The organism is Dactylosporangium sp. NPDC051087 (genome assembly GCF_055586325.1).
Map to the genome: position 1 here is coordinate 1 of NZ_JBVJIJ010000025.1, position 25,999 is coordinate 25,999.

General features: G+C 72.4%; 24 protein-coding genes. 12 read left to right on the forward strand and 12 right to left on the reverse strand.

Translation table 11 applies throughout. From position 1 onward, the window contains the following. Positions 1-86: 86 nt before the first annotated feature. The 4 genes from ACZ6TV_RS39155 to ACZ6TV_RS39170 form a co-directional block, all read right to left on the reverse strand. Positions 87-2,069 carry an ABC transporter ATP-binding protein gene (locus ACZ6TV_RS39155; protein ID WP_465303677.1) on the reverse strand — a complete coding sequence of 661 codons (1,983 nt, stop codon included), beginning with the start codon at positions 2,067-2,069 and terminating at the stop codon, positions 87-89. Positions 2,070-2,212: 143 nt separating this feature from the next. Beyond that, positions 2,213-2,962 (reverse strand): phosphotransferase, encoded by a 750-nt coding sequence (locus ACZ6TV_RS39160; RefSeq protein ID WP_465303679.1) that lies wholly within the window; start codon positions 2,960-2,962, stop codon positions 2,213-2,215. 52 nt (positions 2,963-3,014) lie between these two features. After that, positions 3,015-4,418, reverse strand: coding sequence for a pyridoxal phosphate-dependent decarboxylase family protein (locus tag ACZ6TV_RS39165; RefSeq protein WP_465303681.1), 1,404 nt, complete (start codon positions 4,416-4,418; stop codon positions 3,015-3,017). Next, the gene (locus ACZ6TV_RS39170) at positions 4,415-5,005 is read right to left on the reverse strand and encodes a helix-turn-helix domain-containing protein (RefSeq protein WP_465303683.1); all 591 of its coding nucleotides are present in this window, start codon (positions 5,003-5,005) and stop codon (positions 4,415-4,417) included. The genes ACZ6TV_RS39165 and ACZ6TV_RS39170 overlap by 4 nt, the downstream gene beginning before the upstream one ends. A gap of 49 nt (positions 5,006-5,054) precedes the next feature. On the opposite strand from ACZ6TV_RS39170, the gene ACZ6TV_RS39175 reads away from it, so the two are divergent. The 3 genes from ACZ6TV_RS39175 (at position 5,055) to ACZ6TV_RS39185 (ending at position 7,435) form a co-directional block, all read left to right on the forward strand. After that, positions 5,055-5,708, forward strand: a complete 654-nt coding sequence (locus ACZ6TV_RS39175) for a tyrosine-protein phosphatase (RefSeq protein WP_465303685.1) — start codon at positions 5,055-5,057, stop codon at positions 5,706-5,708. Positions 5,709-5,787: 79 nt separating this feature from the next. Further along, positions 5,788-6,624 (forward strand): alpha/beta fold hydrolase, encoded by an 837-nt coding sequence (locus ACZ6TV_RS39180; protein WP_465303687.1) that lies wholly within the window; start codon positions 5,788-5,790, stop codon positions 6,622-6,624. Positions 6,625-6,730: 106 nt separating this feature from the next. Continuing rightward, positions 6,731-7,435: an SIMPL domain-containing protein gene (locus ACZ6TV_RS39185; protein WP_465303689.1), complete on the forward strand. Its 705-nt coding sequence runs from the start codon at positions 6,731-6,733 to the stop codon at positions 7,433-7,435. A gap of 4 nt (positions 7,436-7,439) precedes the next feature. On the opposite strand, the gene ACZ6TV_RS39190 is transcribed toward ACZ6TV_RS39185, so the two are convergent. Together ACZ6TV_RS39190 and ACZ6TV_RS39195 are read right to left on the reverse strand one after the other, a co-directional pair. After that, positions 7,440-8,225: a DeoR/GlpR family DNA-binding transcription regulator gene (locus tag ACZ6TV_RS39190; protein WP_465303691.1), complete on the reverse strand. Its 786-nt coding sequence runs from the start codon at positions 8,223-8,225 to the stop codon at positions 7,440-7,442. 118 nt (positions 8,226-8,343) lie between these two features. Further along, complete coding sequence (locus tag ACZ6TV_RS39195; RefSeq protein ID WP_465303693.1) at positions 8,344-9,948, reverse strand: fibronectin type III domain-containing protein; 1,605 nt, start codon at positions 9,946-9,948, stop codon at positions 8,344-8,346. A 334-nt stretch (positions 9,949-10,282) separates the two neighbouring features. Between ACZ6TV_RS39195 and ACZ6TV_RS39200 the strand changes: the two genes are divergently transcribed. From ACZ6TV_RS39200 to ACZ6TV_RS39220, 5 genes are all read left to right on the forward strand, one after another. Then, a complete protein-coding gene (locus tag ACZ6TV_RS39200) occupies positions 10,283-11,617 on the forward strand; it encodes an ABC transporter substrate-binding protein (RefSeq protein WP_465303695.1) in 1,335 nt (444 codons plus the stop codon). Between the two features lie 58 nt (positions 11,618-11,675). Continuing rightward, positions 11,676-12,641 (forward strand): carbohydrate ABC transporter permease, encoded by a 966-nt coding sequence (locus tag ACZ6TV_RS39205; protein ID WP_465303697.1) that lies wholly within the window; start codon positions 11,676-11,678, stop codon positions 12,639-12,641. After that, positions 12,622-13,497 carry a carbohydrate ABC transporter permease gene (locus ACZ6TV_RS39210; RefSeq protein ID WP_465303699.1) on the forward strand — a complete coding sequence of 292 codons (876 nt, stop codon included), beginning with the start codon at positions 12,622-12,624 and terminating at the stop codon, positions 13,495-13,497. Before ACZ6TV_RS39205 ends, ACZ6TV_RS39210 begins: the two co-directional genes overlap by 20 nt. 8 nt (positions 13,498-13,505) lie before the next feature. Further along, complete coding sequence (locus ACZ6TV_RS39215) at positions 13,506-15,515, forward strand: DUF5107 domain-containing protein (protein ID WP_465303701.1); 2,010 nt, start codon at positions 13,506-13,508, stop codon at positions 15,513-15,515. Positions 15,516-15,637: 122 nt separating this feature from the next. Next, positions 15,638-16,579, forward strand: coding sequence for an ROK family protein (locus ACZ6TV_RS39220; RefSeq protein WP_465303703.1), 942 nt, complete (start codon positions 15,638-15,640; stop codon positions 16,577-16,579). A 36-nt stretch (positions 16,580-16,615) separates the two neighbouring features. Here ACZ6TV_RS39220 and ACZ6TV_RS39225 read toward each other — a convergent pair whose 3' ends face one another. From ACZ6TV_RS39225 to ACZ6TV_RS39235, 3 genes are read right to left on the reverse strand one after another with little or no spacing between them, the layout of a single operon-like run. Continuing rightward, positions 16,616-17,212: a TetR/AcrR family transcriptional regulator gene (locus ACZ6TV_RS39225; protein ID WP_465303705.1), complete on the reverse strand. Its 597-nt coding sequence runs from the start codon at positions 17,210-17,212 to the stop codon at positions 16,616-16,618. Positions 17,213-17,225: 13 nt separating this feature from the next. Then, positions 17,226-18,734 (reverse strand): MFS transporter, encoded by a 1,509-nt coding sequence (locus ACZ6TV_RS39230; protein ID WP_465303707.1) that lies wholly within the window; start codon positions 18,732-18,734, stop codon positions 17,226-17,228. Positions 18,735-18,794: 60 nt separating this feature from the next. Beyond that, positions 18,795-19,289: a MarR family winged helix-turn-helix transcriptional regulator gene (locus ACZ6TV_RS39235; protein WP_465303709.1), complete on the reverse strand. Its 495-nt coding sequence runs from the start codon at positions 19,287-19,289 to the stop codon at positions 18,795-18,797. Positions 19,290-19,349: 60 nt separating this feature from the next. Between ACZ6TV_RS39235 and ACZ6TV_RS39240 the strand changes: the two genes are divergently transcribed. Beyond that, positions 19,350-20,177 (forward strand): LLM class flavin-dependent oxidoreductase, encoded by an 828-nt coding sequence (locus ACZ6TV_RS39240; RefSeq protein ID WP_465303711.1) that lies wholly within the window; start codon positions 19,350-19,352, stop codon positions 20,175-20,177. A 13-nt stretch (positions 20,178-20,190) separates the two neighbouring features. Continuing rightward, the gene (locus tag ACZ6TV_RS39245; protein WP_465303713.1) at positions 20,191-20,655 is read left to right on the forward strand and encodes a hypothetical protein; all 465 of its coding nucleotides are present in this window, start codon (positions 20,191-20,193) and stop codon (positions 20,653-20,655) included. Positions 20,656-20,720: 65 nt separating this feature from the next. On the opposite strand, the gene ACZ6TV_RS39250 is transcribed toward ACZ6TV_RS39245, so the two are convergent. The 3 genes from ACZ6TV_RS39250 to ACZ6TV_RS39260 form a co-directional block, all read right to left on the reverse strand. Next, entirely contained in the window at positions 20,721-21,524 is an 804-nt protein-coding gene (locus tag ACZ6TV_RS39250; protein ID WP_465303715.1) for an SDR family oxidoreductase, read from the reverse strand. Positions 21,525-21,596: 72 nt separating this feature from the next. After that, positions 21,597-22,991 (reverse strand): LPXTG cell wall anchor domain-containing protein, encoded by a 1,395-nt coding sequence (locus tag ACZ6TV_RS39255; RefSeq protein WP_465303717.1) that lies wholly within the window; start codon positions 22,989-22,991, stop codon positions 21,597-21,599. A 47-nt stretch (positions 22,992-23,038) separates the two neighbouring features. Next, on the reverse strand, positions 23,039-23,893 hold the full coding sequence (locus ACZ6TV_RS39260) for an alpha/beta fold hydrolase (RefSeq protein WP_465303719.1): 855 nt from the start codon (positions 23,891-23,893) through the stop codon (positions 23,039-23,041). Between the two features lie 56 nt (positions 23,894-23,949). Here ACZ6TV_RS39260 and ACZ6TV_RS39265 point away from each other — a divergent pair, with 56 nt between their 5' ends. Together ACZ6TV_RS39265 and ACZ6TV_RS39270 are read left to right on the forward strand one after the other, a co-directional pair. Continuing rightward, positions 23,950-24,552 (forward strand): TetR/AcrR family transcriptional regulator, encoded by a 603-nt coding sequence (locus ACZ6TV_RS39265; protein ID WP_465303721.1) that lies wholly within the window; start codon positions 23,950-23,952, stop codon positions 24,550-24,552. Between the two features lie 222 nt (positions 24,553-24,774). Continuing rightward, positions 24,775-25,992 (forward strand): ABC transporter substrate-binding protein, encoded by a 1,218-nt coding sequence (locus tag ACZ6TV_RS39270; RefSeq protein ID WP_465303723.1) that lies wholly within the window; start codon positions 24,775-24,777, stop codon positions 25,990-25,992. Positions 25,993-25,999: the final 7 nt, after the last annotated feature.

Here is a 25,999-nt window from a genome sequence, read left to right on the forward strand (position 1 = left end):
GGTAATGCTTCATAGCCATAGTCTTCCAGGACTCCCATCCACCCGAACCACTCAAGATCCAGGTTCCAGGTGTCCAAGATCAGGGGTCAACTCCCTTCGTCGTGGCCGGTTGTGGTGCCGGTCTTGTTGCGGTCGGCCGTGGTGCTGGTTTCGTTGTGGCCGGTTGTGGTGCCGGTCTTGTTGCGGTCGGCCGTGGTGCTGGTTTCGTTGTGGGCGGCTGGGGTGCCGGTTTTGTCGTGGTTGGCTGTGGTGGCGATGAAGCCGCCCGACTGCCGGGACCACAGGTCGGAATACAGGCCGCCGAGGTCGAGGAGCTCGGCGTGGGTGCCCTGCTCCACGATCCGGCCGGCGTCGAGGACCACGATGCGGTCCATGCGGGCGATCGTGGACAGCCGGTGTGCGATCGCGATCACCGTCCGGCCGTGCATGACCTCGTCGAGGGTGTCGTGGATGGCGGCCTCCGCCTCGGAGTCGAGCGCCGACGTGGCCTCGTCGAGGACGAGGATCGGTGCGTCGCGGTAGAACGCGCGGGCGAGGGCGATCCGCTGCCGCTGGCCGCCGGACAGTCGCACGCCCCGCTCGCCGACGTGGGCGTCGAGTCCCGTCCGGCCGTCCGCGTCGCGCAGGCCGGCGACGAAGCCGTCCGCGGACGCCTTCCTCAGGGCGGCGTCGATGCCGGCCGCCGCCGCGCTTGCGTGCCCGGCGATGTTCTCGCGGATGGAGTGGTGCAGGAGGGTGGCGTCCTGGGCGACCATCGCGATCTGCGCCCGCAGGCTCTCCTGGGTCACGTCCGTGACGGCGGTGCCGTCGACGGTGATCGTGCCCGCCTCCGCTTCGTGGAACCGCAGCAGCAGGCCCACCAGCGTCGACTTGCCCGCACCGGACCTGCCCACGACCCCGACCCGCTCGCCCGCGCCGATGTCCAGGTCGAGCCGGTCGAGGCCGCCCTCGCCGCGCCCGTAGTGGTGGCTGACGCCGTGGAAGCTGATCGCGCCGCCACGGACCCGCAGGTCGCCGGCATCCGGCTGGTCCTGGACCGCGAGGGGCTGCGCGATCGTCCGCAGCGCCTGCCGCAGCGCGCCGACCGCCCCGAACAGCGCCGAGACGGCGTCCAGCAGCCACTCCGCCATCGCGTTGATCCGGAAGCTGAGCGCCAGCGCCGCCGCGACCAGCCCGAGCGGCGCCGCGTCGGAGCGCCACAGCACGATCCCATAGCCGACGAGGCCGACGAGCAGCGCGCTGCCCAGGGTGAGCATCGCGCTGTTGATCGTCACCTCGACCCGCTGCAGGTCCAGGTGTGCCCGTCTGGCCCGCGCGAACACCCGCCGGTCGTGCTCGGTGCGGGCGTCCGGGCCGCCGAGCAGCGCGAGCGTGTCGACGTTGACGTAGGAGTCGACGAGCAGCCCCGTCAGCGTCGACTCGGCGTCCTGCAGCCGCTCCGACGCCCGCTGGAACCGCGGCACCACCCATCGCATGACCAGCACATATGCCACGATCCAGGCGCCGAGCGGCAGCAGCAGCCGCGGGTCGACGGCCGCCATCACCCACACGGACCCGGCGACATACGCCACGACGAACACGAGCGTGTGGATGACCGAATACGCGGCGGTGCTGGCGGCGTCGCCGCCGTCGCGGACCCAGCTGGCGATCCGCCCGGCGAGGTCGGCGCGGAACCAGCCGACGGATTGCCGCGACACGTGCCGGTGCGCCCGCCACCGGGCGAGGGGCCGCGCGTTGGCCCGGAACGTGATGTCGTCGAGCGCCTCACTGACCAGGCTGAGCGCCGGCCTGACCAGCAGCACCAGCACGGCCACGGCGACCAGCTCCGCGCCGTGCCGGGCCCACAGCGTGCCCGGGCCGCCGGCCGCGAGCAGGTCGACCAGGCGCCCCGCATAGCCGATCAGCCACACCTCCAGCGCGGCGCAGACGACGGTCATGGCGACCGCCGCCACGACTACCGGCCGGAGCGGGCTGAGCTCCCGCAGGAGGAACCGCCGCACGTCGGCGGCGGGGGTGCCGGCATCGGCGGTGGGGAAGGGGTCAGCGGCGTTCTCGAAGCGACGAAGCACGAAGTGCCTTTCCGGCGAAGGAGACTGGCAGGAGATCGGGGAAGCCGCCGGATGCCCGCATGATCGATCTCCTTCTCCGTCTGGTCGTGCCTCTCCCCGCGAGGCTATGCCAAGCGCCGCCGCGCCGCCGCCCATTTGCGCGCCTACGGAAACAGCCACCGCAGGCTCCGCTCCGCCGCCCTCGCGTGCTCGCCGCCATACGCCAGGTCCTCCAGGGCCGCGCACCGGGCGAAGAACTCGATCCGCGCAAGGTCCGGGATCTCGCCATACGCCGCCCGCACCTGGCCGAGGAACCCCGGCCCGAAGTCCCGATACAGCCGGGCGAAGTCCAGCGCGGGATCGGTGACCGCCGCGTCGGACCAGTCGATGATCCCGGTGACCCGGCCCCCCTCCTCCAGGATGTGCTCCGCCCCGAGGTCGGCGTGGGCGAGCACCGCCGTCACGGCGACGGCGGGCACGTCGCGATACAGCTCCGGCGGCCCGTCGAGCTCCTCCAGCCACTCCTCGGGATCGGCAGGCTCGACCGGCACGTCGAGCCCCGCCACGTCGATGGCGTGCAGCTCCCGCAGGAACCGCCCCAGCGCCGCGGCGATCCCGGCCGGCGCCTCGCGCCCCAGCAACGGCCGCCCCGGCAGCATCGGATATGCCAGCACGTCCCGCTCGGCGAACCGGACCGCGGGCACCGGCACCGACACCCGCAGCGCCACCACCGCGAGCAGCGCCGCCTCCCAGGCCACGCCGCGCCCGTCCCCGGCGACCCGCACGACCAGATCGCCGGCCCGGAACGCCGTGTTGTCCAGCCCGTGCCCCAGGTCGCTGACAGCACTGCCGTCCAGCTCGGGCGCGTGCGCGCGGATCGCTTGCGTCGCACGGTCCCGGGGCGTCTCGGTCATGCGGCTACTCAAGCACAGCGGTACGACAGAAATGCCCGTCGAACCGGAAGGCTCATGAGCGGGCCGCCGCCCGGATCTCGTCGAGCAGCAGCGCCAGGTCGTCCTCGGTGGTCGCCGGATTGAGCAGGCAGGCGCGAAGCGCCTCCACCCCGCCCAGCCGGGTGCCGGTCAGGAAGGCGCGTCCGCGGCGCTGGACCACGGCAGGGATCCGGCGATTGACCGCATCCAGCCCGGAGTCCGGGCCGCCGGGATGGTACCGGAACGCGACGATCGAGGTGCCGACCGGTGCGAGCAGTTCGAAATCCGGCGCGGCGTCGATCATCGCGGCAAGGGTATGCGCGAGCCGGACCGTCGTGCCGACCAGCCGGACGATCCCGTCCCTGCCGAGGTGCGACATGGTGGCCCAGACCCGCAAAGCCCGGAACGGGCGGGTCTGCTCCGGGCCGTACTCGGAGAACCACCCGGGCCCGTCGTCGTGATCGTCGCGCAGGTACGCGGGCACCAGGCTGAACGTGGAACGGGTCAGCGCCGGGTCACGCCAGAGCACGCACCCGCAGTCGACCGGCACGCCCAGCCACTTGTGCGGATCCAGGACGAGTGAGTCGGCCCGCGCCATGCCCGTGTAGGGGGCGTCGCCGGTGAGGACGCCGAGCGCGCCGTACGCACCGTCGACGTGGAACCACAACCCGTGCGCGGCGGCGACGTCGGCGATCTCGTCCAACGGGTCGACGGCACCGGTGTTGACGGTGCCCGCGCTCGCCGCCACGCAGAACGGGCGCAGTCCCGCCCGCACGTCACGGGCCACCAGGGTCCGCAGCGCGTCGACGTCCATGCGGAAGCCGTCGTCCACCGGCACGACCCGCACCTGCCGGCCGCCCAGACCCAGCAGCTCGGCCGCCTTGCGCAGGCAGCTGTGCCCTTCCGCGGACACGTACACGACCATCGGCGGCCGGCCGTGGAGCCCGTCCTCGCGGACGTCGGCGCCGTCCCGGCCCGCGGCCCACTGCCGGGCGGCGGCCAGCGCGATCACGGTCGCCATCGAAGCGCCGCTGGTCAGCAGGCCACCGCCGGGTCGATACGGGAAGCCGACCAGACCGGCGAGCCACCGCAGCACCGTGTGCTCCAGCAGCACCCCGGCGTGCTCGCCGCCGGCACAGCTCGGATTCAGGGCGGCGGCGATCGGCGCGACCAGCACGCCCGCCGCCGACGGCGCGGAGTTCACCCAGCCGAAGAACCGGGGATGACCGTTGCCCATCGGATACGGCAGCACCCGGGTGCGGATGTCGTCGAGCAGATCCGGCAGCGGCCGGCCCGCCGCCGGCAGGTCCTGCCGCAGCAACCAACCGCGGTCGGCCTCCGTCACCGGCTGCCACACCGGTCGTGCGCCGACACCCGCCAGATAGCCGGCCGTGACGTCGGCGGCGAGCCGGCCCGCACGCGTCAGCTCGTCCGTCACCGCTCCGCCCCGAGGTCCATCACCAGGTAGTAGGCACACTCGACGTCGCCGGGGTTGGCGAACGCGTGACGGCAGTCGCCGGGGAAGTACGCGGAGTCGCCGGTCTCCAGCGTCGCCGCCCGCCCGTCGATGGTGAGCGTGAGCCGGCCCGACTCGACGGCCACGTACTCCCGCGAGCCGGGCTGGTGCGGCGAGAACTCCCCGGCGTCGACGCCGGGCCCCAGCACGGTGCGCATGAACTCGAACTCGACGCCGGGCAGCACCGGCGACAGGATGCGCCGCTGCCACCCCGCCGGGTCGTGGACCACCCGCTGCCGGTCGTGCGGCAGCACCACCAGGGCGAGCTCGTCGGGCTCGTCCAGCAGGCGGGAGATCGACGTGCCCAGCGCCGTCGCCAGCCGGTCCAGCACCAGCACGGTCGGCGTCTTCGTGCCCCGCTCCACCTCCGACACCATGCTGCGGCTCACGCCGCTCAGCTCGGCCAGCCGCTCCAGCGCGAGCCCCTGGGCCCGCCGCCGGGCCCTGATCCGCGATCCCAGGTCGGTCATCGACAGCCCGCTGGACAGCAACCCTCCACCACTGGACATGAATCCACGATAGTAGAGATTCCTCCGCTATCAAGGATATGGTTCATCGATGAGGCTGGAGTGGGGCGGGTTGCGCAACGCGCGGGATCTCGGCGGGCTGCCGACCGCGGACGGGGGCGTGGTCCGGCACGGGGCGGTGGTGCGGGCCGACTCGCCGCACGCGCTCACCGTGGCCGGGATCGCGGCGCTACGGGCGCACGGGGTCAGCCGGATCATCGACCTGCGGTGCGCCGACGAGGCGGCGATGCGGCCCAACGTGCTCGCCCGCGATCCGATGTACCGGCTCGTGCCGTTCACCGACCCGGACGACGACCCAGCCGACGAGTTGTCGGACCTGGCGGAGGTCGGCGAGCTGTACCGCTGCCGCATCGCCGGCGACGCGCGGCGGGTCGTCGCGGCGGTGGCCGCCGTCGCCGACGCACCGGACGGCGCGGTCCTCGTGCACTGCCAGGCGGGGCAGGACCGCACCGGCATGCTCGTCGCGCTGCTGCTGCGCGTGGCGGGCGTCGCCGACGACGTCATCGCCGAGGACTACGCGTTCTCGTCGGTGTGCTGGGACTCGCCGGGCGAGTGCGAGCCGGAGGCGATCCTGGCGATGCTCGACCTCGTCGACGAGCGGTGGTCCGGCGCCGACGGCTACCTCCTCGCCCACGGCCTGCCGGCCGATCGGCTGGCCGTCCTGCGCGCCCGGCTGCGCGGCTGACCTGGTCGCCGGCGGGACCGCACGGGGTGCGATCCGCGCCGGAATGTGTCAGCGGGCGCGGTGCGGGCATCAGTGGATCATGACTGAGATCATCGCGCATCAGGGCTTGGTGAAGGACACGAAACTGCACGTCGACGATCCGGGCGGGACCGGACGGCCGGTGGTGCTGATCCACGGCTGGCCGCTGACCGGGGAGTCGTGGGCGCCGCAGCTGCCGGTGCTGCTCGCCGGTGGGTACCGGCCCATCACGTACGACCGGCGCGGCTTCGGGCGCAGCGACAAGCCGCTGACCGGGTACGGCTACGACACGCTCGCCGAGGACCTGCACACGCTGCTGCTCGAGCTCGACGTGCGGGACGCGACGCTGGTCGGCTTCTCGATGGGCGGCGGCGAGGTCGCGCGGTACCTGGCGACGTACGGCCCCGAACGGGTGCGCAGCGTCGTCTTCGCCGCGGCCGTCACGCCGTACATGATGAACGTCCCCGGCAATCCCGGCGGACCGCTGCACGCCTCGCAGGCGGCGAAGATGACCGCGGCGCTGACCGCGAACAAGGACGCGTTCTATGAGGACTTCATCACGCAGTTCTACTCCGCCGGCGGGGTGCTGCAGGTGAGCGAGCAGGAGCGGCAGGAAGCACTCGCGATGTGCCGGCAGGCCGGGAAGATCCCGGCACTGGAGTGCATGACCGCGTTCGGCAACACCGACTTCCGCGAGGACCTCACCCGGGTGACGGTGCCTTCGCTGGTACTGCACGGCGACGGCGACGCCACGGTCCCGTTCGAGGGCTCGGGTGCCCGTACCCACGCGGCGATCCTCGGCAGCGAGCTGGTGATCCTGCCGGGCGCCCCGCACGGCTGCAACGTGACCCACGCCGCCGCGTTCAACGAGGCGTTGCTGCGCTTCCTCGAGCGCTGAGAGCGCTGAGACTGCTGAGACCGCTGAGAGGTGCCGTCCCACCTTTTAGACCACCCGCCGCGACCAAATAGGTCAGAATGTGGGTGATACGACTAGAAGGTGAAGAATGTACCGATCGAAGCTCTTGGTCGCGTTGACCGCGTTGGTCGTGCTGGCCGCCGGGGGCCCCGCGGCCGCCGCGGAGGCACCCGCGGACAGCGTGCTGGTCACCGGCACCGGCGAGGTCTCCGGCGCGCCGGACACGCTGACCGCCGACTTCGCGGTGGAGACCGGCGCGCCCACGGTCGACGAGGCCCTGCGACGCGCGAGCACCGCGGCCACCCGGATGCGCGACGCGCTGCTGGGTGCCGGGCTGACCGGCGCCGACCTGCGGACGTCGAACGTCACCGTCAGCTCGCGACGCGACGACGACGGCGGCGCAGTCACCGGCTACACCGCCGTTCAAGGGATCAGCGCGACCGTCCGGGACCTGCCGAAGGCCGGTGCGCTGCTGTCGGCGGCGATCAAGGCGGCCGGCGACGCCGGGCGGCTCAACGGCGTGTGGTATTCGATCGACGACGACACGGCGCTGCTCGCGCAGGCGCGCAAGAAGGCCTTCGCCGACGCCCGGGCCAAGGCCGACCTGTACGCAGGGGAGGCGGGCAGGAAGCTCGGCCGGGTCATCAGGGTGGCGGAGGTGCCCGGGTTGACGCCCGGCAGCGCGGGTGCGGGCGCGCCGGACTACCGCGGCGGCTCGGACGTGCCCACCGAGCCGGGCCTGCTGAGGCTGTCCGCGACGGTGACCGTCGAATGGGCCCTGCAGGAGCCGTAAGAGGTCAGGCCCGGACGACCTTGACGCCGACGTCGGTGAAGACCGTGATGTGCTCATCGGTCGCGGTGCTGTCGGTGACGAGGGTGTCCACGTCGGCGATGGCGCAGATCCGGGCGAAGGCGCGCTGGCCCAGCTTGGAGCTGTCGGCCACGATGATCACACGGTCGGCGCGGTCGGCCATGATCTGGTTGATCGCGGCCTCGCCGTCGTTGTGCGCGCTCGCGCCGTGCTGGTGGTCGATCGCGTCGACGCCGAGGACCGCGACGTCCACCGCGACGGTCTGCAGCATGGCGGCGGCGATCGGGCCGATCAGCTCGTAGGACTGCGGGCGGGCGGCGCCGCCGGTGGCGACCACCCGGATGTGGGGGCGCACGACGAGCTCGTTGGCGATGTTGAGGGCGTTGGTGACGACGGTGATTGCCGGGCCGCGCTGGTCGCTGTTGAGGTCGGCGCGCATGGCGAGGGCCCGGGCGACCTCGGTGGTGGTGGTGCCGCCGTTGAGGCACACCGTCGAGCCGGGGGTGATCATCGCGGCCGCGGCGGCGGCGATGCGCTGCTTCTCCGGCGCGTGACGGGCGACCTTGAAGCGCAGCGGCAGGTCGTAGGAGACGCTGTGCGCGGCGGCGCCGCCCCGGGTGCGCTGCACGAGCTGCTGCGCGGCGAGCTCGTCGAAGTCGCGTCGCACGGTGGCGGAGGAGACGCCGAGCGCCTCGGCGGTGTCGTCGATGTTGAGCTGACCGGTGTCCGCCATCATCTCCAGCAGCCTGGTCCAGCGCTCGTACCGGTTCACCGCTGCTCCTACCTTGCAAAGTCGTGTTCCGTTGCCCGTCCATTCTTGCATCCTGGTGACAAGCAAAACGGGACGGGCGTGTGCCCGTCCCGCCTTGGTGTGGATGCTGTCGGAACGCTCAGGACAGGGTCAGGTTGTCGGCCCAGACCGGTTGGGTCTGCTGCCGCCACGCGTGGACGTAGACGGTGACGGTGCCGCTGGCCGGTGCCACGAACGACGGCACGGTGACGGTCGTGTAGGTGGCGGAGGTGGTACCGCGTTCGGTGGCCACGCCGGCCACGGTGGTGCCGAGGTACGCGTACGAGCCGTCGCTGCGCAGGCGGCCGCTGAGCGTGTAGGTGCTGCCGGGGGTGAGGCCCGAGACCGTCTGCTCGCAGCGGGCGGTCGTCGACCCGGTCGGGGTCAGCTTGAGCGCCTTGCTGCCGCCCTCGCCGCCGGTGGCCTGCTGCGAGTACGTGCCGGAGCAGCTCCACGGGCTGAGCGTCGCGGCCTGGAAGTCGCCGTTGACGAGCTTGTCGGCGCCACCTCCGCCGCCGGTGTCGGTGGTGACGGTGATCTGGTTGCTGGCCGCGGACAGGTTGCCGGCGGCGTCGCGGGCCTTCACCGTCAGGGCGTAGGCGGTGCCCGGGGTGAGACCGGTCAGCTGCGTCGTGGTGCCGGTGCCCGTGGTGGAGGTGAGCAGCGTCGAGCCGTTGCGGTAGACGTTGTAGCCGGCCACGCCGACGTTGTCGGTGGAGGCGCCCCACGAGAGGTTGACCGTGGTGGACGTCTTGCCCGTGGAGGTGAGGCCGGTCGGCGCGGTCGGCGCCTGGGTGTCGGTGCCGCCACCGCCGCCGAGCGTGGAGATCCGCACCCAGTCGATGTACTGGTACTGCGTGGCGTAGTTGAAGCTGCCGGACCAGGACGCCGGCCAGTTGCCGACCCACAGCTGCGCCGGGGAGGTCGGCACGGTGCCGGTCTGGGTGGAGCGCAGGACGCCGTCGACGTAGAACTCGATGCGCTTGGCGCCGTTGACGCCGTCGTACCAGTCCCAGCGGTACACGTGGTAGTTACCGTCGTTGTTGTTGAAGCCCAGGTCCACGTTCTGGTAGGTGGCACCGGCGTCGTTCGGCGCGACGTAGGTGTTCAGGCCGGCCCAGCGGGACCAGTCCGCCCGGGCGGCCGTGCCGTTGGCCGGCATCTCGATGTCGATCTCGGTGTAGTCGCTGGTGCCGGGCTCGTAGTAGTTCCAGATGCAGGAGCAGCCGCCGGGCTGGGGCAGGTTCTTCATCCGGACCTCGTAGCGGCCGGCGCCGTACCGCTGCTGGGTCCAGACCAGGCCGCCGCTCATCTGGCCGGTCGCCTGCCGCGTGTAGCGGCGCGGGTCGCCGATCTCGTAGCTGCCGTTGGTGCTCTTCACACCGCGGACCGGCCCGGTGTACTGGGTGCCGTTGGCCTGGGCGACGAGCACGCCGATGTTCTGGCCGTTGTCGCTGACGGTGCGCACCGCCAGGTTCTCGGGCACGACGCCGTTGTTGGCGCCGCCCCACTGGTGCAGGCCGGCGACCCACTTGGTGGTGTCGAGGGCGGTGCCGTTGAAGTCGTCGAAGAACAGCACCTGGTCGGCCGCGGCGGCGGGCTGGACGGAGCTCGCGACGACGACGGCGGTGGTCGCGGCGAGGACGAGTGACAGGCCGGTCGCGAGCCTTCGTCTGCCGCGACCGGGGAGGAGTTGCTGTCGCACGGTGATGCCTCCTCTTGGGGGTGGAGGGGCGGCGCCCCGGGGTGGGCACGCCGATCGATGCCTCCGAGGGGATTGCATTGAGGTTTGCCAGTCTGCTCAGAGCTGCCATGTTTGGCAATACTTGTTGCAGAACTTTGCGTGAGACTGCACTGGATGCTGCTTTGCATGCGGAACGGCGCGCATTGCTACCCCAAGTGACGGCTCAGGGCAATGTTGCAACTTTTGCAAGATGGTGTTGACAGCTGCGAAGTACGCGCCGAGTATGGGCACCGCAAGCGCACGTCACCTCAGGCAGCTCGACTTCCCTCTATGCAGACAGGTGGGTTCGAACTCGATGGCGCAGACACGTTTCTCCCGGCGCAAGGCATTCGCCGCGCTGCTCGCCGCCATCGTCGCGGGTCCGCTCGCCGCGTGCGGCAGCGGTGGCGGCGGCGGTGACACGGGCAAGGCCAGCACCGACCTCGTCTACTGGTCGATGTGGAAGCAGGGCGAGGACCAGCAGAAGGTCCTCGCCGCGGCGATCGAGGAGTTCCAGTCCAAGACCGGCATCAAGGTCGAGGTCCAGTGGGCCGGCCGCGACGTCGTCAAGCAGGTCGCTGCCCGGCTCAACGCCGGCAACCCGCCCGACCTGACCGACCAGGACGCCGGCACCATCAAGGGCATCCTCGGCAAGGTCGACGGCGTCAGGGCCCTCGACGGGCTCTACGGCACGACCGTCGACGGCGAGACGAAGAAGGTCTCCGAGGTCATCCCGGCCGGCCTGATCAAGCCCTACCGCAACGCCGCCGGCGCCCCGATCGTCGTGCCCTACGAGATCATCGGCTCGACGATGTGGTTCGACGGCAAGGCCAACCCGGCGTGGGCCGCCGGTCCGCCGAAGACCTGGCCGGAGTTCGTCGCGGCGCTGGACGCCCGCAAGGCGGCCGGTCGCACCCCCATCGCCCTCGACGGCGACATCAAGTTCTACGACGCCTACTTCACGACCTGGTCGATCATCCGCCACGGCGGTGTCGGGCTGCTCGCCAAGGCGGCCACCGACAAGACCGGCGCCACGTGGGACGACCCGGCGTTCCTCGCCGCCGCCAAGGACGTCGAGCAGCTCGTCAAGGGCGGCTACATCGTCAAGGACTTCAACGCCACCAAGTTCCCCGCCCAGCAGAACGCGTGGGCGGCCGGCAAGAGCCCGACCGACCTGCTGCTGATGGGCACGTGGGGGCCGAGCGAGACCGGACCGCAGGCGTCGGCCGGCTTCGAGTACCGCTCCTTCGCGTACCCGACGGTCGAGGGCGGCAAGGGCAACACCGCCGCCGAGGCCGGCGTCATCGGCTTCGCGATCCCGGCGAAGGCGCGGCACGCCGACGCGGCCGAGAAGTTCATCGCGTTCTTCCTCAACAAGGACCGCCTCGGCAAGATCGGCACCGACGCGAAGAACCTCACCCCGCGCACCGACATCCCCGCGCCGGCCGTCCTCGCCGACTACCAGAAGGAACTGATCGCGGCGGGCGACAACCTGTTCCTGCCCTACGACGACGCGGGTGCCGTCGCGCCCGAGTGGGTGTCGAACGTGTGGGAGCCGCTCAACGGCGACTTCTTCAACGGCAAGCTCGACGCCGCCGGCTTCATCGCGAAGCTCAAGTCGGAGACCGTCAAGCTCGCGAAGAACCAGTGAGCGGCCGGCGGAGCGGCTCGGGCCGCTCACCAGTAGCGCAGATCAAGGTCGCGGCGTCGTGACCACGGTCGAGGAGGTGACCCGGCCGCGGGTCACCTCGCCCAAACCCGGGCCGCGCAAGCACAACGACGGCCCGCTCGGCCGTGGCCGGCGCCGCCTGTACTGGTGGTTCGTCGCCCCGGCGCTGACGGTCTACCTGGCGTTCGTCGCCGGACCGGCGGTCTCCGGGATCTGGATCAGCCTGCACTCGTGGCGCGGCGCCGGCGACGAGATGCGCTGGGTCGGCCTCGCCAACTACCGGCGGCTGTGGTCCGACGACATCTTCCGCACCGCGTTCCTCAACTCGCTGACCATCCTGGCCGTGTGCGGCGTCGCCGTCTTCGCCCTCGCGTTCGTGCTCACCATCGCCCTGCGCGAGATCCGCGCCAAGAGCGCGCTGCGGTCGCTGCTGTTCTTCCCGTACATCGTGTCGCCGATCGCGATCGGTGTCGCGCTGGGACTGCTGCTGGACCCGCAGGGCCTCGCCAACGCCACCCTGCGCAGCATCGGCCTCGACGCCCTCGCCAAGCCGTGGCTCGCGCCGGACCGGCTGTTCTCCACCATCCTGGTGGGCCTCGTGTGGGTCTCCACCGGCTTCTACGTCGTCATCCTGATGGCCGGCACCGACCGCATCCCGGCGTACTTCTACGAGGACGCCGACCTCGCCGGCGCCACGCCCCTGCAGAAGCTCCGCCACGTCACGCTGCCGCTGTCGTGGGACGTGGTGTCGGTGGCCGCGGTCCTCTGGGTGATCAACTCGTTGAAGATCTTCGAGTTCATCTACGCGTTCACCGGCACCGGCGACTCACCGATCCCGGACACCCGCACCGTGCCGATCCATCAGTTCGTGGTCACCACCGGCGGCCGGTCACCTGCCTACCTGCTGGGCTACGGCGCCGCCATGGGCGTCGTGCTGGTGGCCGCGATCGCCGTCCTCGTGATCCTCCTCCGACGGGTGATGCGCCGTGAAGCTGTTCAGTTCTAAACGGCGCCGCCAGCCGGGCCTGGTCCATGCCGCACGGGTGGTGCTGCTGGGCTGGGTGGCGTTCAACCTGTTCCTGCTCGTGTGGATCGTCGCCACCTCGCTCAAACGCAGCAAGGACGTGTTCGGCGAGCCGTTCGCGGTGCCCGGCGACCCGCAGTGGCGCAACTACACCCAGGCCTGGAGCGTCTCCGGGTTCTCCACCGCGTTCCTGAACTCGCTGACGATCGTCGGGGTCGCCTCCGTCGCGGTCGTCGCGCTCGCCGCGCCGGCCGCCTACATGCTGGCCCGGGCCAGGACCCGCACCGCCGGGCCGTTCACCACGTTCTTCGCCGTCGGCACCGGCATCCCGCTGCAGGCGATCGTCATCCCGATCTTCGTCCTGACGCAGTCGATCTCCAGCTTCGCCTACGAAACGGTGGGCTGGTGGGACGACCGGATCAGCCTGACCATCATCTACGTGGCCACCTCGCTGCCGTTCGCGGTCTTCCTGCTGACCGGGTTCTTCCGGTCCCTGCCGCACGAGCTGGAGGAGGCGGCCGCGCTGGACGGCGCGTCGGTCGGGCACATGTTCGTGCGGGTCATGCTGCCGCTCGCCCAGCCCGGCCTGATCACCGCGCTCGTGCTCACCGTCGTGTCACTGTGGAACGAGACGCTGCTCGCGCTGATCCTGGTCGTCGACACCGACCAGCAGACGTTGCCGCAGGCGCTGCTCGGGCTCTACGGCACGATGCAGTACACGTCGAACTGGGGCGGCCTGTTCGCCGGGCTGGCCATCGTGGTGGTGCCGATCGTGGTCATCTACTGGTGGCTCGGCCGGCGCATCATCGAAGGACTCACCGTCGGGGCTGAGAAATGACCGGGGACATGAGCACGCTGGAGCTGACCACGGTGACGGTGCCGGCCGCGGCCCTGGGCCCGGCCAACCCGCTGCCGCCGCTGCGCCGGCTGCGCGACTTCCACGCCGGGCTCGACGCGGGGGTCGCCGACGCGGCGATGGCCGAGAACCTCGCCTACGGCCACGTCACGTCGCTGCTGCCGTACACGATGCAGGACGGCTACGGCCGGGAGCGCGCCGACACCCCGCTGCGGGTCGCGGTGCTGGACAACGGTGTCCTGCGCGCCGAGGTGCTGCTGGACTACGGCGGCCGGCTGTGGTCGCTGCGGCACCTGCCCACCGGGCGGGAGCTGCTGCACCGCAACCCGATCCTGCAGCCGGCCAACCTCGGCCTGCGCAACGCCTGGTTCGCCGGCGGCATCGAGTGGAACATCGGCACCATCGGGCACACCCCGCTGGGCTGCGCCCCGGTGCACGCCGCCCGGGTCGACCGCCCGGACGGCACGCCCGTGCTGCGGATGTGGGAGTTCGAACGGCTGCGGGAGCTGGTCTTCAGCGTCGAGCTGTGGCTGCCGGCCGGCTCGCCGGTGCTCTACGCCCACGTTCGCGTCACCAACCCCAACCCGGCGGACACGCCCCTGTACTGGTGGACCAACATCGCCGTGCCGGAGACGCCGGACACCCGGATCGTCGTGCCGGCCGAGCGCGCCTACCACTTCTCGTACGACAACGTGCTGCGGCGCATCCGCGTGCCCGTCCACGAGGGCACCGACGAGACGTACCCGGGACGGCGCGGACCGGCCGCGGACTTCTTCTACGACCTCGGCGCCGGCCGGCCCTACATCGCCGCGCTCGACGCCGACGGGACAGGCCTGGTGCAGACGTCCACCGGCAACCTGCGCGGGCGCAAGCTCTTCCGCTGGGGCACCTCGATCGGCGGGCGGAACTGGCAGGAGTGGCTGTCCGGCCCCGGCGCCGGCTACCTGGAGATCCAGACCAGCCCGGCGCGGACCCAGATGGAGCACCTGCGGCTGCCGGCCGGCGAGACGTGGTCGTGGGTCGAGGCGTACGGCATGCTCGCCTGCGACCCGGACGCCGTCCACGGCCGGTGGGCCGACGCGCGGTCGGCGGTCGGGACGGCACTCGACGAGCTCGTCCCGGCGTCCACCGTGGACGCCGCGCTCGCGGAGGCCACCGGTCAGGCCGGGCGGCCGCCACAGGCCGGGCTGCACCGGGGCAGTGGCTGGGGCGCGTTGCAGCGCCGGCTGCGTGAGCATGACGGCGACCGGTCGCTGCGCCTGCCCGGCACCCCGTTCGGCGACGAGACGATCGGCCGCGACCAGCAGTCCTGGCTGCGGCTGGTGGACACCGGTGCCATGCCGGCACCGGCGCCGGAGCTGCCGCCGTCGTCGTACACGGTCGGACCGGCCTGGCGGGAACTGCTGGAGAAGTCGTCCGCCACCCAGCCCGGCAACTGGTTCGCCTGGCTGCACCTCGGCGTCAACCGCTTCCACGCCGGCGACACCGACGGCGCGCGGGACGCCTGGAGCCGGTCGCTGACCTTCCGGGCCAACGCGTGGGCGCTGCGCAACCTCGCGATGGTCGACCTGGCCGACGGCGACGGAGCGCTCGCCGCCGACCGGCTCACCGCCGCGCACCGCATGGCGCCCCGGCTGCGGCCGCTGACGGCCGAGGCCCTCGAGGCCCTCATTGCCGCCGGCCGGCCCGGCGACGCGCTGTCCATCGTGGAGCGGCTCGACCGGGAGCAGCGCTGGCACGGCCGCATCCGGCTGCTGGAGTGCCGGGCCGCGCTCGACTTCGGCGACCTGGCCCGGGCGAAGCGGCTGCTCGACGACGGGATCGTCGTCGACGACCTGCGGGAGGGCGAGGACGCCCTGGACACGCTCTGGTGGACCTATCACGAGAAGCGCGCCGCCGCCGCGGGCATGGGCCGGCTCGACCCGGCGACCCGGGTGCGGATCCGCCGCGAGCACCCGCTGCCCTGCCTGTACGACTACCGGATGCACGAGTCCGGCTGACCGTCCCGGCTTGAACGCGGCCACCCGGACCGGGGGCCGCGGCCGAACCCTGCGCACGTCGTCGCGCCCCGCACGTCGTCGCATCCCGCACGTCGTCGCATCCCGTATCCGAGGAGGAGTCCGTGACCCACCCGGTGAGCGCACCCGCGGTGCTGGCCGTCGACGCGGGAGGCACGTACGTGAAGACGGCGCTCCTCGACGCGGACCACGCCGTCGTCGCCGTACACCGGGAGCCGATGCGGCCCGAGGCGGCACTGGACTCGGTGCTCGACGCGGCCGCCGCGATGGCAGCACGCGCACCGGCCGCCGGTCGCGCGGTGGTCGCCGCCGGCATCGCGGTGCCCGGCATCGTCGACGAGGACGCGGGAATGGCCCGGTGGGCGGCGAACCTCGGCTGGCGGGACGTGCCGGTCCGCGCCGCGGCCACCGCCCGGCTCGGCATCCCCGTCACCCTCGCCCACGACGTCCGGGCCGGCGCGCTGGCCGAGGCGGCGCGCGGCGCCGGGCGGGACGCCGGCAGCGTCCTGTTCGTCGCGCTGGGGACCGGTATCGCGGCCGCGCACGTCATCGGCGGCGCGGTCCACCCGGGCGCACACCACGCCGCCGGCGAGCTCGGCCACCTCCGGGTGCGGCCGGGCGGACCCCGGTGCGGCTGCGGCGGCCTCGGCTGCCTGGAGGCGGTGGCGTCGGCGTCGGCGATCGCCAGGCGGTACGAGCAGCGCGGCGGCCCACCGGCCACGGCGAAGGACGTCGCGGAGCGGGCGGCGGCCGGAGACCCCGTCGCCGGCGCGGTGTGGAGCGAGGCCGTCGAGGCCCTCGCGGACGGGATCGCGGTCGCGGCGACCGTGTCCGACCCCAGGATCGTCGTGATCGGCGGTGGCCTCGCCGGTGCCGGCGCGCAACTGCTGGATCCGCTTGCCGCCGGGGTACGGCAGCGGATGACCATCCACGGTGGACCCGCGGTGCGGGCCGCGGCTTTCGCGGATCTCGCCGGCACCCACGGCGCCGGGCTGCTCGCCTGGGCGGCCGCCCGTCCACGGGAAACGGCACCGGCGCCGCACTGACCCGACCACCGTCGTCGTCGCGGCGAAGCGCCGGGGTCAGCGCGCCTGCGGGGGCCAGTCCTGGTCGTCCCAGAGAAGGGGCTGCCGCGTCAGATGCAGCAGGCGCTCCACCAGCCGCCGGTGGGCCGGCGTCTGTGCCGAGGCGCCCCACAGCGGCGCGCTGCTCATCCCGTCCGCCGCCGCCACGACGAGCGCCAGGACGTCCGGGGAGAGGCCGTCGGCGGCCAGCATCGTGTCGATGCGTTCCGCGTCGGCGCGGGCGAGCTCGGCGACCGCGGGGATGGTCATCAGCTGGGTGATCAGCGTCAGGGACTCCCGGGCCTGGACCTCGTCCGCCGGCAGGGTCAGCGCGGCCCGCAGGTAGGCGCGGGTCAGCCGCCCCGGTGCCGTGTCCTCCGGGTCGAGGGCCGCGTCGATGAGGGCCTGGAACGTGGCCAGCTGGTCGCGGGCCAGCTCCAGGATCAGCGCGTCCTTGCTGGCGAAGTGGTAGATCAGGCCGCCCTTGGACACGCCGGCGAAGCGGGCGATCTCGTCCAGGGAGGCGTGGATGCCGCGGGCGCGGATGGCGTCCCCGGCCGCCGACAGCAGCGCCCGGCGGGTGTCGTGCGGCGTGCGGCCTGCGGTGCGTCCCACGGTGACACCGTACCTACGGCCGGGGCGCCGGCTGCGACGGGATCAGCGCCCAGGCCAGCACCGCCGCGCCGGCCATCAGGGCCGCCGCGGTGAGCGAGGTGACCTGCACGGCGGTGACGAAGGCGTCCCGGGCGCCGGCGGCGGCCTGCGGCGGCAGGACCTGCACCGCCGACGCCAGCGAGTCCCGCACCCGGATGGCGTCGCCGGTCGGCAGCCCGTCCGGCACGGTGACGGTCGCGCGGTACACCGAGGTCATCAGCGAGCCCAGCACCGCGATGCCCAGCACGACACCGAGCTCGTTGGCGGTCTCGGTGATCGCGGAGACCGATCCGGCCTTCCGCGGCGGCGCCGCGGAGATGATCGCGTCGCCGGTCAGCGTCAACGCCAGCCCGATGCCCAGCCCGACGGGCACCAGCGCCAGGCCCAGCCACAGGTACGGCCCGTGCGCGGCGGCGGCCATCAACGCCAGCCCGGCGGCGGCCGCGGCCAGGCCGGCGGCGATCGCCCGGCCGCGGCCCAGCCGGGCCGTGGCGATGCCGACGACGGCCACGACCACCATCGCGGCGATCGTCACCGGCAGCTCGGCGAGGCCGGCCCGCAGCGGGCTGTTGCCGCGGGCCAGCTGCAGGTACTGGGAGAAGAAGAACAGCAGCCCGGTCAGGGCGAAGATCGAGATGACGCTCGCCGCGACCGCGCCCGAGAACGCCGGGCTGCGGAACAGCTCCACGTCCAGCATCGGCTCCCGCAGCCGGCGCTGCCGCCGCACGAACAGCACACCGCCGGCCAGGCCGATCGCCGCCGACGCCACGGTCAGCGCGTCGACGCCGGACCCGGCCAGGTGCTTGACCGCATAGACGACGGGAACGACCGCGACCATGGACAGCACCGCCGAGGCGACGTCGAAGCGCCCCGGCTCCGGGTCACACGACTCGGGCAGGAGCAGCAGACCCGCGGCGAGCACCGCGAGCATGACGGGCACGTTGATGAGGAACACCGATCCCCACCAGAAGTGCTCCAGCAGGAACCCGCCCACGAGCGGCCCGACCGCGGAGCCCGCCGCGAACGCCGTCGACCAGATGGCGACGGCCCGGGTCCGCTCGGCACCGTCGGGGAAGATGTTGCGGATCAGCGACAGCGTCGACGGCATCAGCGTCGCTCCCGCCACCCCGAGCAGCAGCCGCGCCCCGATCAACGCCTCCGCGGACGTGGCTAACACCGCCAGCAGCGACGCCGCTCCGAACGCCGCCGAGCCGATCAGCAGCACCCGCTTGCGCCCGAACCGGTCGGCGAGGTTGCCCATCAGCACCAGCAGCCCCGCGAGGGTCAGCGAGTAGACGTCGCCGATCCAGAGGATCTGCTCGGCGGTCGGCCGCAGGCTCGCGGTCAGCGCCGGCACCGCCAGGGCGAGGACGGTCCCGTCGATGGCCAGCAGCAGCACCGTCCCGGCCAGCACGGCGAGCGCCGCCCACCGTCGCCGGGGGGACAGGATCGGGTGCGGCAACGCCGTCGCGGGAAGCGCCATGGGCGAAACTGTACCGACTGGTCGGTGAAGTTTCGAGAGTGGGCGTGATCACCTTCCGGCTCAAAGGGCTCGGCGGCGCCGGGGTGGGGTGGGGGGAGTGGCGTCGGTGAGGTGGGTGAGGACCTTGTCGGCGATGCGGCCCAGGGCGGCGACGTCGGCGTCGTCGAGGAGGTCGATGAAGTGGCGCCGGACCGAGGCCACGTGGTGCACGGCGGCGGCCTGCACGGTGGCCCAGCCGTGGTCGGTGAGCACGACGGTGGCGCCGCGGCCGTCGTCGTCGGCGCCGGTGCGGGTCACCAGGTCGCGCTGCTGCATGCGGGCGACCTGGTGCGACAGACGGCTCGTCGACCAGCGGATCGAGGCGGCCAGCTCGCCGAGACGCAGCTGCCGGCCGGGGGCCTCGGAGACGGCGGTGAGCACGTCGTAGTCGGCGTCCGACAGGCCGGAGTCGGTGCTGAGGTCGCGGGTGAGCTGCAGGTCCAGCAGGGCGCGCATGCGGCGATACCCACGCCAGGTGTGCATCTCGGCGTCGGTGAGCCAGCGCGGTTCGGTCATGCGGTCAAGGCTACGAGATTTGCTTGACGTGTCAAACGCACCGCGGGTAGCGTGCATGACATGTCAAGCATCAAGTTCGGGATCGACGTTCCGGCGAGCACCGCGGTGGACCCGGTCGCCGCCGCGCGGGCCGCCGAGACGCTCGGCTTCGACTTCGTCTCCACGTCCGACCACCCGAGCGGCACCGAGCCGAGCCACGAGGCGTGGACGGTGCTCGCCTGGATGGCGGCGCACACGAGGCGGATCAGCGTCATGCCGCGGGTGCTCGGCGTGCCCTATCGGCGACCCGCCATGGTGGCGAAGATGGCCGAGACCCTCGACCGGCTCAGTGGCGGCCGGCTGATCCTGGGGCTGGGCGGCGGGGCGTCGGACGAGGAGTTCCGTGCGTTCGGCATCGCGGTGCCGTCGCCACGGGACAAGGTCGACGGCCTGGCCGATGCCCTCAAGATCATCCACGGTCTCTGGTCGCGGCCGGTCACCACGTACACCGGCCGCGTCCATCACGTCGACGCCGCGCCGATGGAGCCGAAGCCGGACCGGCGGATCCCCGTCTGGCTGGGCACGTTCGGGCCACGCGCCCTCGCCGTCACCGGGCGGCTCGCCGACGGGTGGATGCCGTCGCTGGGCTACGCGCCGCTGGAGCGGCTGCCCGCGATGCGTGACCAGGTCGCCGCCGCCGCGGAGCGGGCCGGCCGCTCCATCGACGACATCACCTGCGCGCTCAACGTCGAGGTGCGGCCGCTCGAGGAGCCGCCCGGCCGGCTCGCCGAGCGGCTGCACGGCCTGCTCGCGCTCGGCTTCACCGTGCTCAACCTCAAGGTGCCCGCCACCGGCCGCGACGAACACCTCGAGCGGCTCGGCCGGGACGTCCTGCCGCGCCTGCGGTGATTATCATGCGTCGATGAAGGGTGCTCGGATCTGCTTCGCGATGATCGGCGCCGGCAGCGCGCTGTTCCTGCTGTCGTGCGCGCCCTGGATGCCGGCCGGCTCCGGCATCGCCGGCGGCCTGCTCGCCGTCGCCGGTGCCATCGGGCTGCCGCTGGTGTCCAAGGCGCAGGCGATCCAGCACCACGACGACCTCCAGCACCACATGCGGACCCAGGGCGTGCGGGGCGTGGTGCGCATCCACGGCCTGGACCGCCTCGAGGGCGCGCAGGTCCGGCTGGACGCCACCCTCGACCTGCCGGGCGCCGCGCCGCACCGCGGCAGCTTCCGCTGCATCGCGACCGCCGCCGACCGGCGCAACCTGGCGCCCGGCAGCGAACGCCCGGTGGAGGTCGCCCCCGGCCGCATCCTGGTGTATCCGACAGCCACGCCGGACAAGCAGAAACTCCCCACCTACCGGGTGACCTTCTCCCCGACGTGACGGTGCACCGGGCGGGCACCATCGACGACACGCCCCGAGCAGGTGCCGCTGGTCGTCGTGGTGGTCTAGCGCGGCAGGTCGTGGCGGCGGTGGGTGGCCTTCGAGACCAGGGACTGGGGCAGGAGGCGGCGCAGCGGGAAGACGAGCGGGGCGTTGCTGCCGACCGCGTAAAACGGCTTCGGGCGGGGCGTCTCGATCGCCTTGACGATCGTCGCGGCGACCCGCGACGCCGGTGTGCCCGCGCGTTCGTTGCGGTCCAGGGCGGCGAGCATCCGCTCGAAGTCCGCCCTGTGCGGTGAGTCGTCGGCGACGTACCTGGTGCGCCGCTCGCTGATGCCGGTGCTGATCGCGCCCGGCTCCACCGTGGTCAGCCACACGTCGAACGGGGTGTACTCGTGCCGGGCGCCGTCGCTGAAGCCCTTCAGCGCCGCCTTCGACGCGACGTACGAGGAGCGGTACGCCAACGGGAACGACGCGAGCATCGAGCCGACCATCACGACCCGGCCGTAGCGCCGGGCGCGCATGCCGGGCAGCAGCAGCTGGGCGAGCCGGACCGGCCCGAGCACGTTGATCTGGAACAGCCGGCGCAGGGCGTCGAGCGGCAGTTCCTCAAAAGGGCCGTTCTGGCTCTCGCCGGCGTTGTTGACGAGGACGTCGACCTGCCCGGCGGCCGCGGCGAGGGCCTCGATCGACGTGTCGTCGCCGAGGTCGAGCGGCAGGAACCGCACACCGTCCGGGCGCTGGTCGTCGCGCAGCTCGGCCGGGCGGCGGCTGGTGCCGATGACCTGGAATCCGCGCGCGACCAGCGCCGCGGCGGTCGCTCGCCCGATCCCTGACGATGCCCCGGTGACCAGCGCGGTGCGTTGCATCGCTGCACCATACCGCCGCCGGCCCCGGGGCCGCCCGTCAGGCGATCTCGTCCTGTCAGGCGATTTCGAGACTCAGGCGATCTCGTCCTCGCCGGCGACCAGCACGACCGTGCGGCGGCGCTTGGCCCACAGCAGCAGCGCCGCGCCGGCCACGACCGTCACGGCACCGGCGGCGGCGATCCAGCCGACGCGGTCGCCGGTGACCGGCAGGTGCGGCGTCGCGTTCACGACCACGGTCGCGGTGTCGTTGGCCGGGTCCGGGTCGGCGAAGTCGTAGAAACCGTCCGACACCTCGTAGGTGATCTTCCCGGTGGCGTCGGCGATCTTCGTGGTGACGGTGACCCCGAACCCGAACATGATCATCTTGCCCGCGGGCAGCGCCGGGACCCGGCAGCTGAACATGGGCTTCGGCGTGTCCGAGCCGATGCACCCCGGCGGGTAGACCGCCCTGGTGGTGCCGGGCGGCACCTCGACGTGCAGCCACAGCGGCTCGCCGCCCCGGACGTCGCCGAGGTCGGACGGCCCGAGGTTGCGCACGGTGACGGTGAACGAGACCGTCTGCCCCGCCGCGCCGGCGACCGTGGCACCCTCGACCGCGATGTCGGTGGGCACGCCGCTGGTCAGGTGCGCCGTGACGGTGGTCGTCGAGTAGTACACGCTCTCCAGCGGGGTGAGCGGCTCGGCCCACAGCACGAACGACAGGTCACCGGCGACGGCGTGCATCGGGATGCTGACCGGCGTGTCGTAGGTGCCGCCGACCTCGACGCGCCGGTCCACCCGGCACCGCACCGACGGCGGCTCACCGGGCGAGATCATCTCGCAGCCGGCCGGCAGCGTCGCGCCGTGCGTCCACGCGTTGTCGCCGTTGACCCGCACCCAGAACCCGTCGAGGGCGCGGTCGCCCCAGTTGGTGAAGGCCACCGGCAGCGCCAGGGGACTGCGCGACCTGCCCTGCAGCCGCACCTGTGGCTGCGCCGGGATCGGGTCCGCGCCGTGGGTGATGCGGACCTCGGCGTTCCCGGTGAGGGGCTTCGCGTTCGGCCCGGCCACCCGGACCGGCACGCTCAGCGTGCTCCCAGCCGCCGCGGCGGCGCCGGGTCCGGCCCGGTAGACGAGGTCGACCTGCGCGTCTGCCCACGAGGTCGACGGCCCGTCGTGCATCGGGCACGTGACCTTCTTCCCGGCTGTCGTGCAGTCCGCCGGCGGCGTGACCACGACCGCGGTGCCCAGATCCGTCAGGTCGTACTCCGCGGTGAGCCCGACCAGCTCCGCGGCGCTGCTGACCGCCACGAGCGTCCGCGCTGCGCGGCCCGGCGACTGCGCGGTCATGCCCGGCGTCAGCCAGGTCGTGCCGTATTCGGTGAACGTGGTCTCGGCATGGGCAGGGGTGGTGACGAGCCCGAGTCCCCCGACCGCGAGGGCCAGCGCGCCGGCTGCCCCGAAAGCTCTCGTACGTTTGGACGTCACGCGCGGTGAAGCTAGCAGGCCGTCGATCTTCCCGCTGTCCCGTGCGGCTACGCGATCTGGGCGGGCTTGTGGGCGGCGGCGATCTCGGCGGCGAGGCGCCCCGGCTCGTCGAGGGGGACGAAGGTGCGGGCGCCGGGCAGCTCGACCAGGGTGGCGTCGGGGAAGGCGGCGCGCAGGCGATGGGCGAGGCTCAGCTTGAAGAAGCGGTCGCCGGTGCCCCAGACCAGGCGGACCGGCTTGCGGAACGTGCGCAGGCGGGTCGAGACGTCGAGCAGGTCCGCGGGGGAGATGCCGCGCAGGAACGCGGCGGCGTCCCGGCGGATCGCGGCGTCGGCCCGCAGCGGGGCGACCCAGCTCGCGGTCAGGGCCGCGTCGAGGGGGTCGCGGGCCAGTCCGCCATAGCCGGCGACCGAGTGGCGCAGGGCCTTCGCCCGCACCGACGCGGCCAGCAGGCGCAGCCGGGCGGGGCTGCGGCCGGCCTTGACGAGCAGGTCGATCGGCGCGGGCGGGAACTGCTCGAACGCGTCGCAGTTGGTGAGGACGACCCGCCCGACCCGGCTGTGGTCGGTGTCGAGGAGGAACTGGCAGAGGGCGCCGCCGGTGTCGTTGCCGACGAGGGTCACGTCGCTGAGGTCGAGAGCGGCGAGGAACTCGCCGATGAGCCGGGCGATCCCGCGCGGGCTCAGGTCGGTGCCGTCCGGCCACGGCACGCGGTGCGCGCCGAGCGGCAGGTCCGGCGCGTAGCTGCGGATCCCGCGCTCGGCGAGCGCCGAGGCGGTGGCCGACCACAACGAGGCGCCGACGAGCAGCCCGTGGATGAGGACGACCGGGGGCAGGGTGCTGTCCTGCGGTCCGGCGGCGCGGTATTCGATGCGGCCCTGCGGGATGTCGACGGCGGGCATGGCGCCTCCTCGCGGTATCTTCACGGTATGGCACAACAAACATACGTACTGCCTGTATGAAAAGCAACCGCCGAACCCAGGAGCAGCGTTCGGAGGCGACCCGTGCCGCGCTCATCCAGGCGGCCAGGCCCCTCTTCGCCGAGTCCGGCTTCGCCGGCGTGGGCACCGAGGCGATCGTCCGCGCCGCCGGCGTCACCCGCGGCGCGATGTATCACCAGTTCGCCGACAAGACCGACCTGTTCGCCGCGGTCTTCGAGCTGGTCGAGACCGACATGACCCGCCGCATCGACGACGCCGTCGGGGCCAGCGGCCTCACCGACCCGATCGCGCTCATGAGGCTCGGCGCGGGGGTCTGGCTGGACGCGTGCGCCGAGCCCGAGGTGCAGCGCATCGTGCTGATCGAGGCACCCTCGGTGCTCGGCTGGGCGCGCTGGCGCGAGATCAGCCTGCGGCACGGGATGGGCCTGGTGCAGAGCCTCGTCAGCTTCGCCATCTCGGTGGGCCGGATCGCGGAGCAGCCGCCCGAGCCGCTGTCGCACGTGCTCATCGGCGCCCTCGACGAGGCCGCCCTCTACCTGGCGCAGGCCGAGGACCCGGTCCGGGCCCGTCAGGAGATCGGCGCCGTCCTCGACCGGCTCATCGACTCCCTGGCTGTATAGCGGTAGACCTGCCGTGAGCGCCGCGGGGAGCCCTGCGGCGCTCGTCGAGTTTTGACGGTTCTGTTACGTCCGTGCTGCGGCGGTGTTCTTGACACGCTGGTCGGCCCTCGCCAAGATGTAAAAACCAAGCGCTTGTTAGGTTATCGAATGAGACCGGTGGCGTTCGCCGCGATCACTCCTTCCGAGGCTGACGATTCGTATAATTCCGTGACAGGGGTACAAATGGGCGTTTCATCGACGATTCGCATCGTCAGCTGTCTCGCGCTGGCGGCGCTCACCGTCGCAGGCTGCGGCAACAAGGCGGGGGAGGACAAACCGAGCAACGGCACCGCGTCGGGCGCTCCGATCATCATCGGCCTGGACGAGGACAGCACCGGCTCCGGCGCCTCCTACAGCACCATCGCCGGCAAGACCATCCGCCTGGCGATCCAGGACGTCAACGACAAGGGCGGCGTGCTCGGCCGGCCGCTGAAGCTGGTCGTCGAGAACGACGAGTCCGACCCGACCAAGGTGCCCGCGGTCCTGCAGAAGCTCGCCGGCCAGGGCGCCAAGGCGCTGTTCCTGCAGAGCGGCTCCGCCGCCATCCTCCAGGCGAAGTCGACGCTCACCCAGCTCGGCCTGCCCGCCATCGCACCCACCGGCGTGACCGCGACCCTGGTCCAGCCGCCGGACAACGAGCTGATCTACATGCTCGCCAACACGACGACCGACTGGGCCGACGTGTACTGCGGCGCCTTCAAGGCCGCGAACATCACCAAGATCGGCGTCCTCACCGACGACACCACCACCATCGCCGCGCTGGACAAGGCGCTGCTGCCGGCGCTGTCGTGCGTGCAGATCGTCGCGACGGAGAAGGGCGCGGCCAACGCCTCCGACCTGTCCGCGCAGGTGGCCCGGCTCAAGAACGCCAACCCCGACGCGATCCTGGTGACCAGCGTCGGCGGCGCGTTCGAGGTGCTCGCCCAGAACACCCTCGGCAGCCAGATGAAGGGCACCAAGCGCTTCTCCCTGGCCTCCATCGGCAACCAGCCGTCCTCCTGGAAGCTGGCCGCGCCGGGCGCCCTGGAGGGCCTCATCTTCATGGGCTCCATCAACACGGCGAACCCGCGCACCCAGGAGCTCGTCAAGCTGCTGAAGACCAAGTACGGCAACGACTACGACATCACCGCATACGACGCGCAGGCGTGGGACTCGGTGCACGTGCTCAAGCAGGCGATCGAGAAGGCCGGCGGGGTCGACGACTCCAAGAAGCTCAACGAGGCCATCCAGAGCATCAAGGGCTACCCGGCGACCTTCGGCCAGGCCAACTTCACGCTCTCCTTCGGCGCCGACAAGCACCTCGGTGCGGACGGGCCGTGCGGGCTGTCGCTGATCGAGTTCGGCGCGGACAACAAGCCCAAGGGCCCGTGGGCCACGTTCCAGCCGCCGTGCGCGAAGTAAGGAGGTA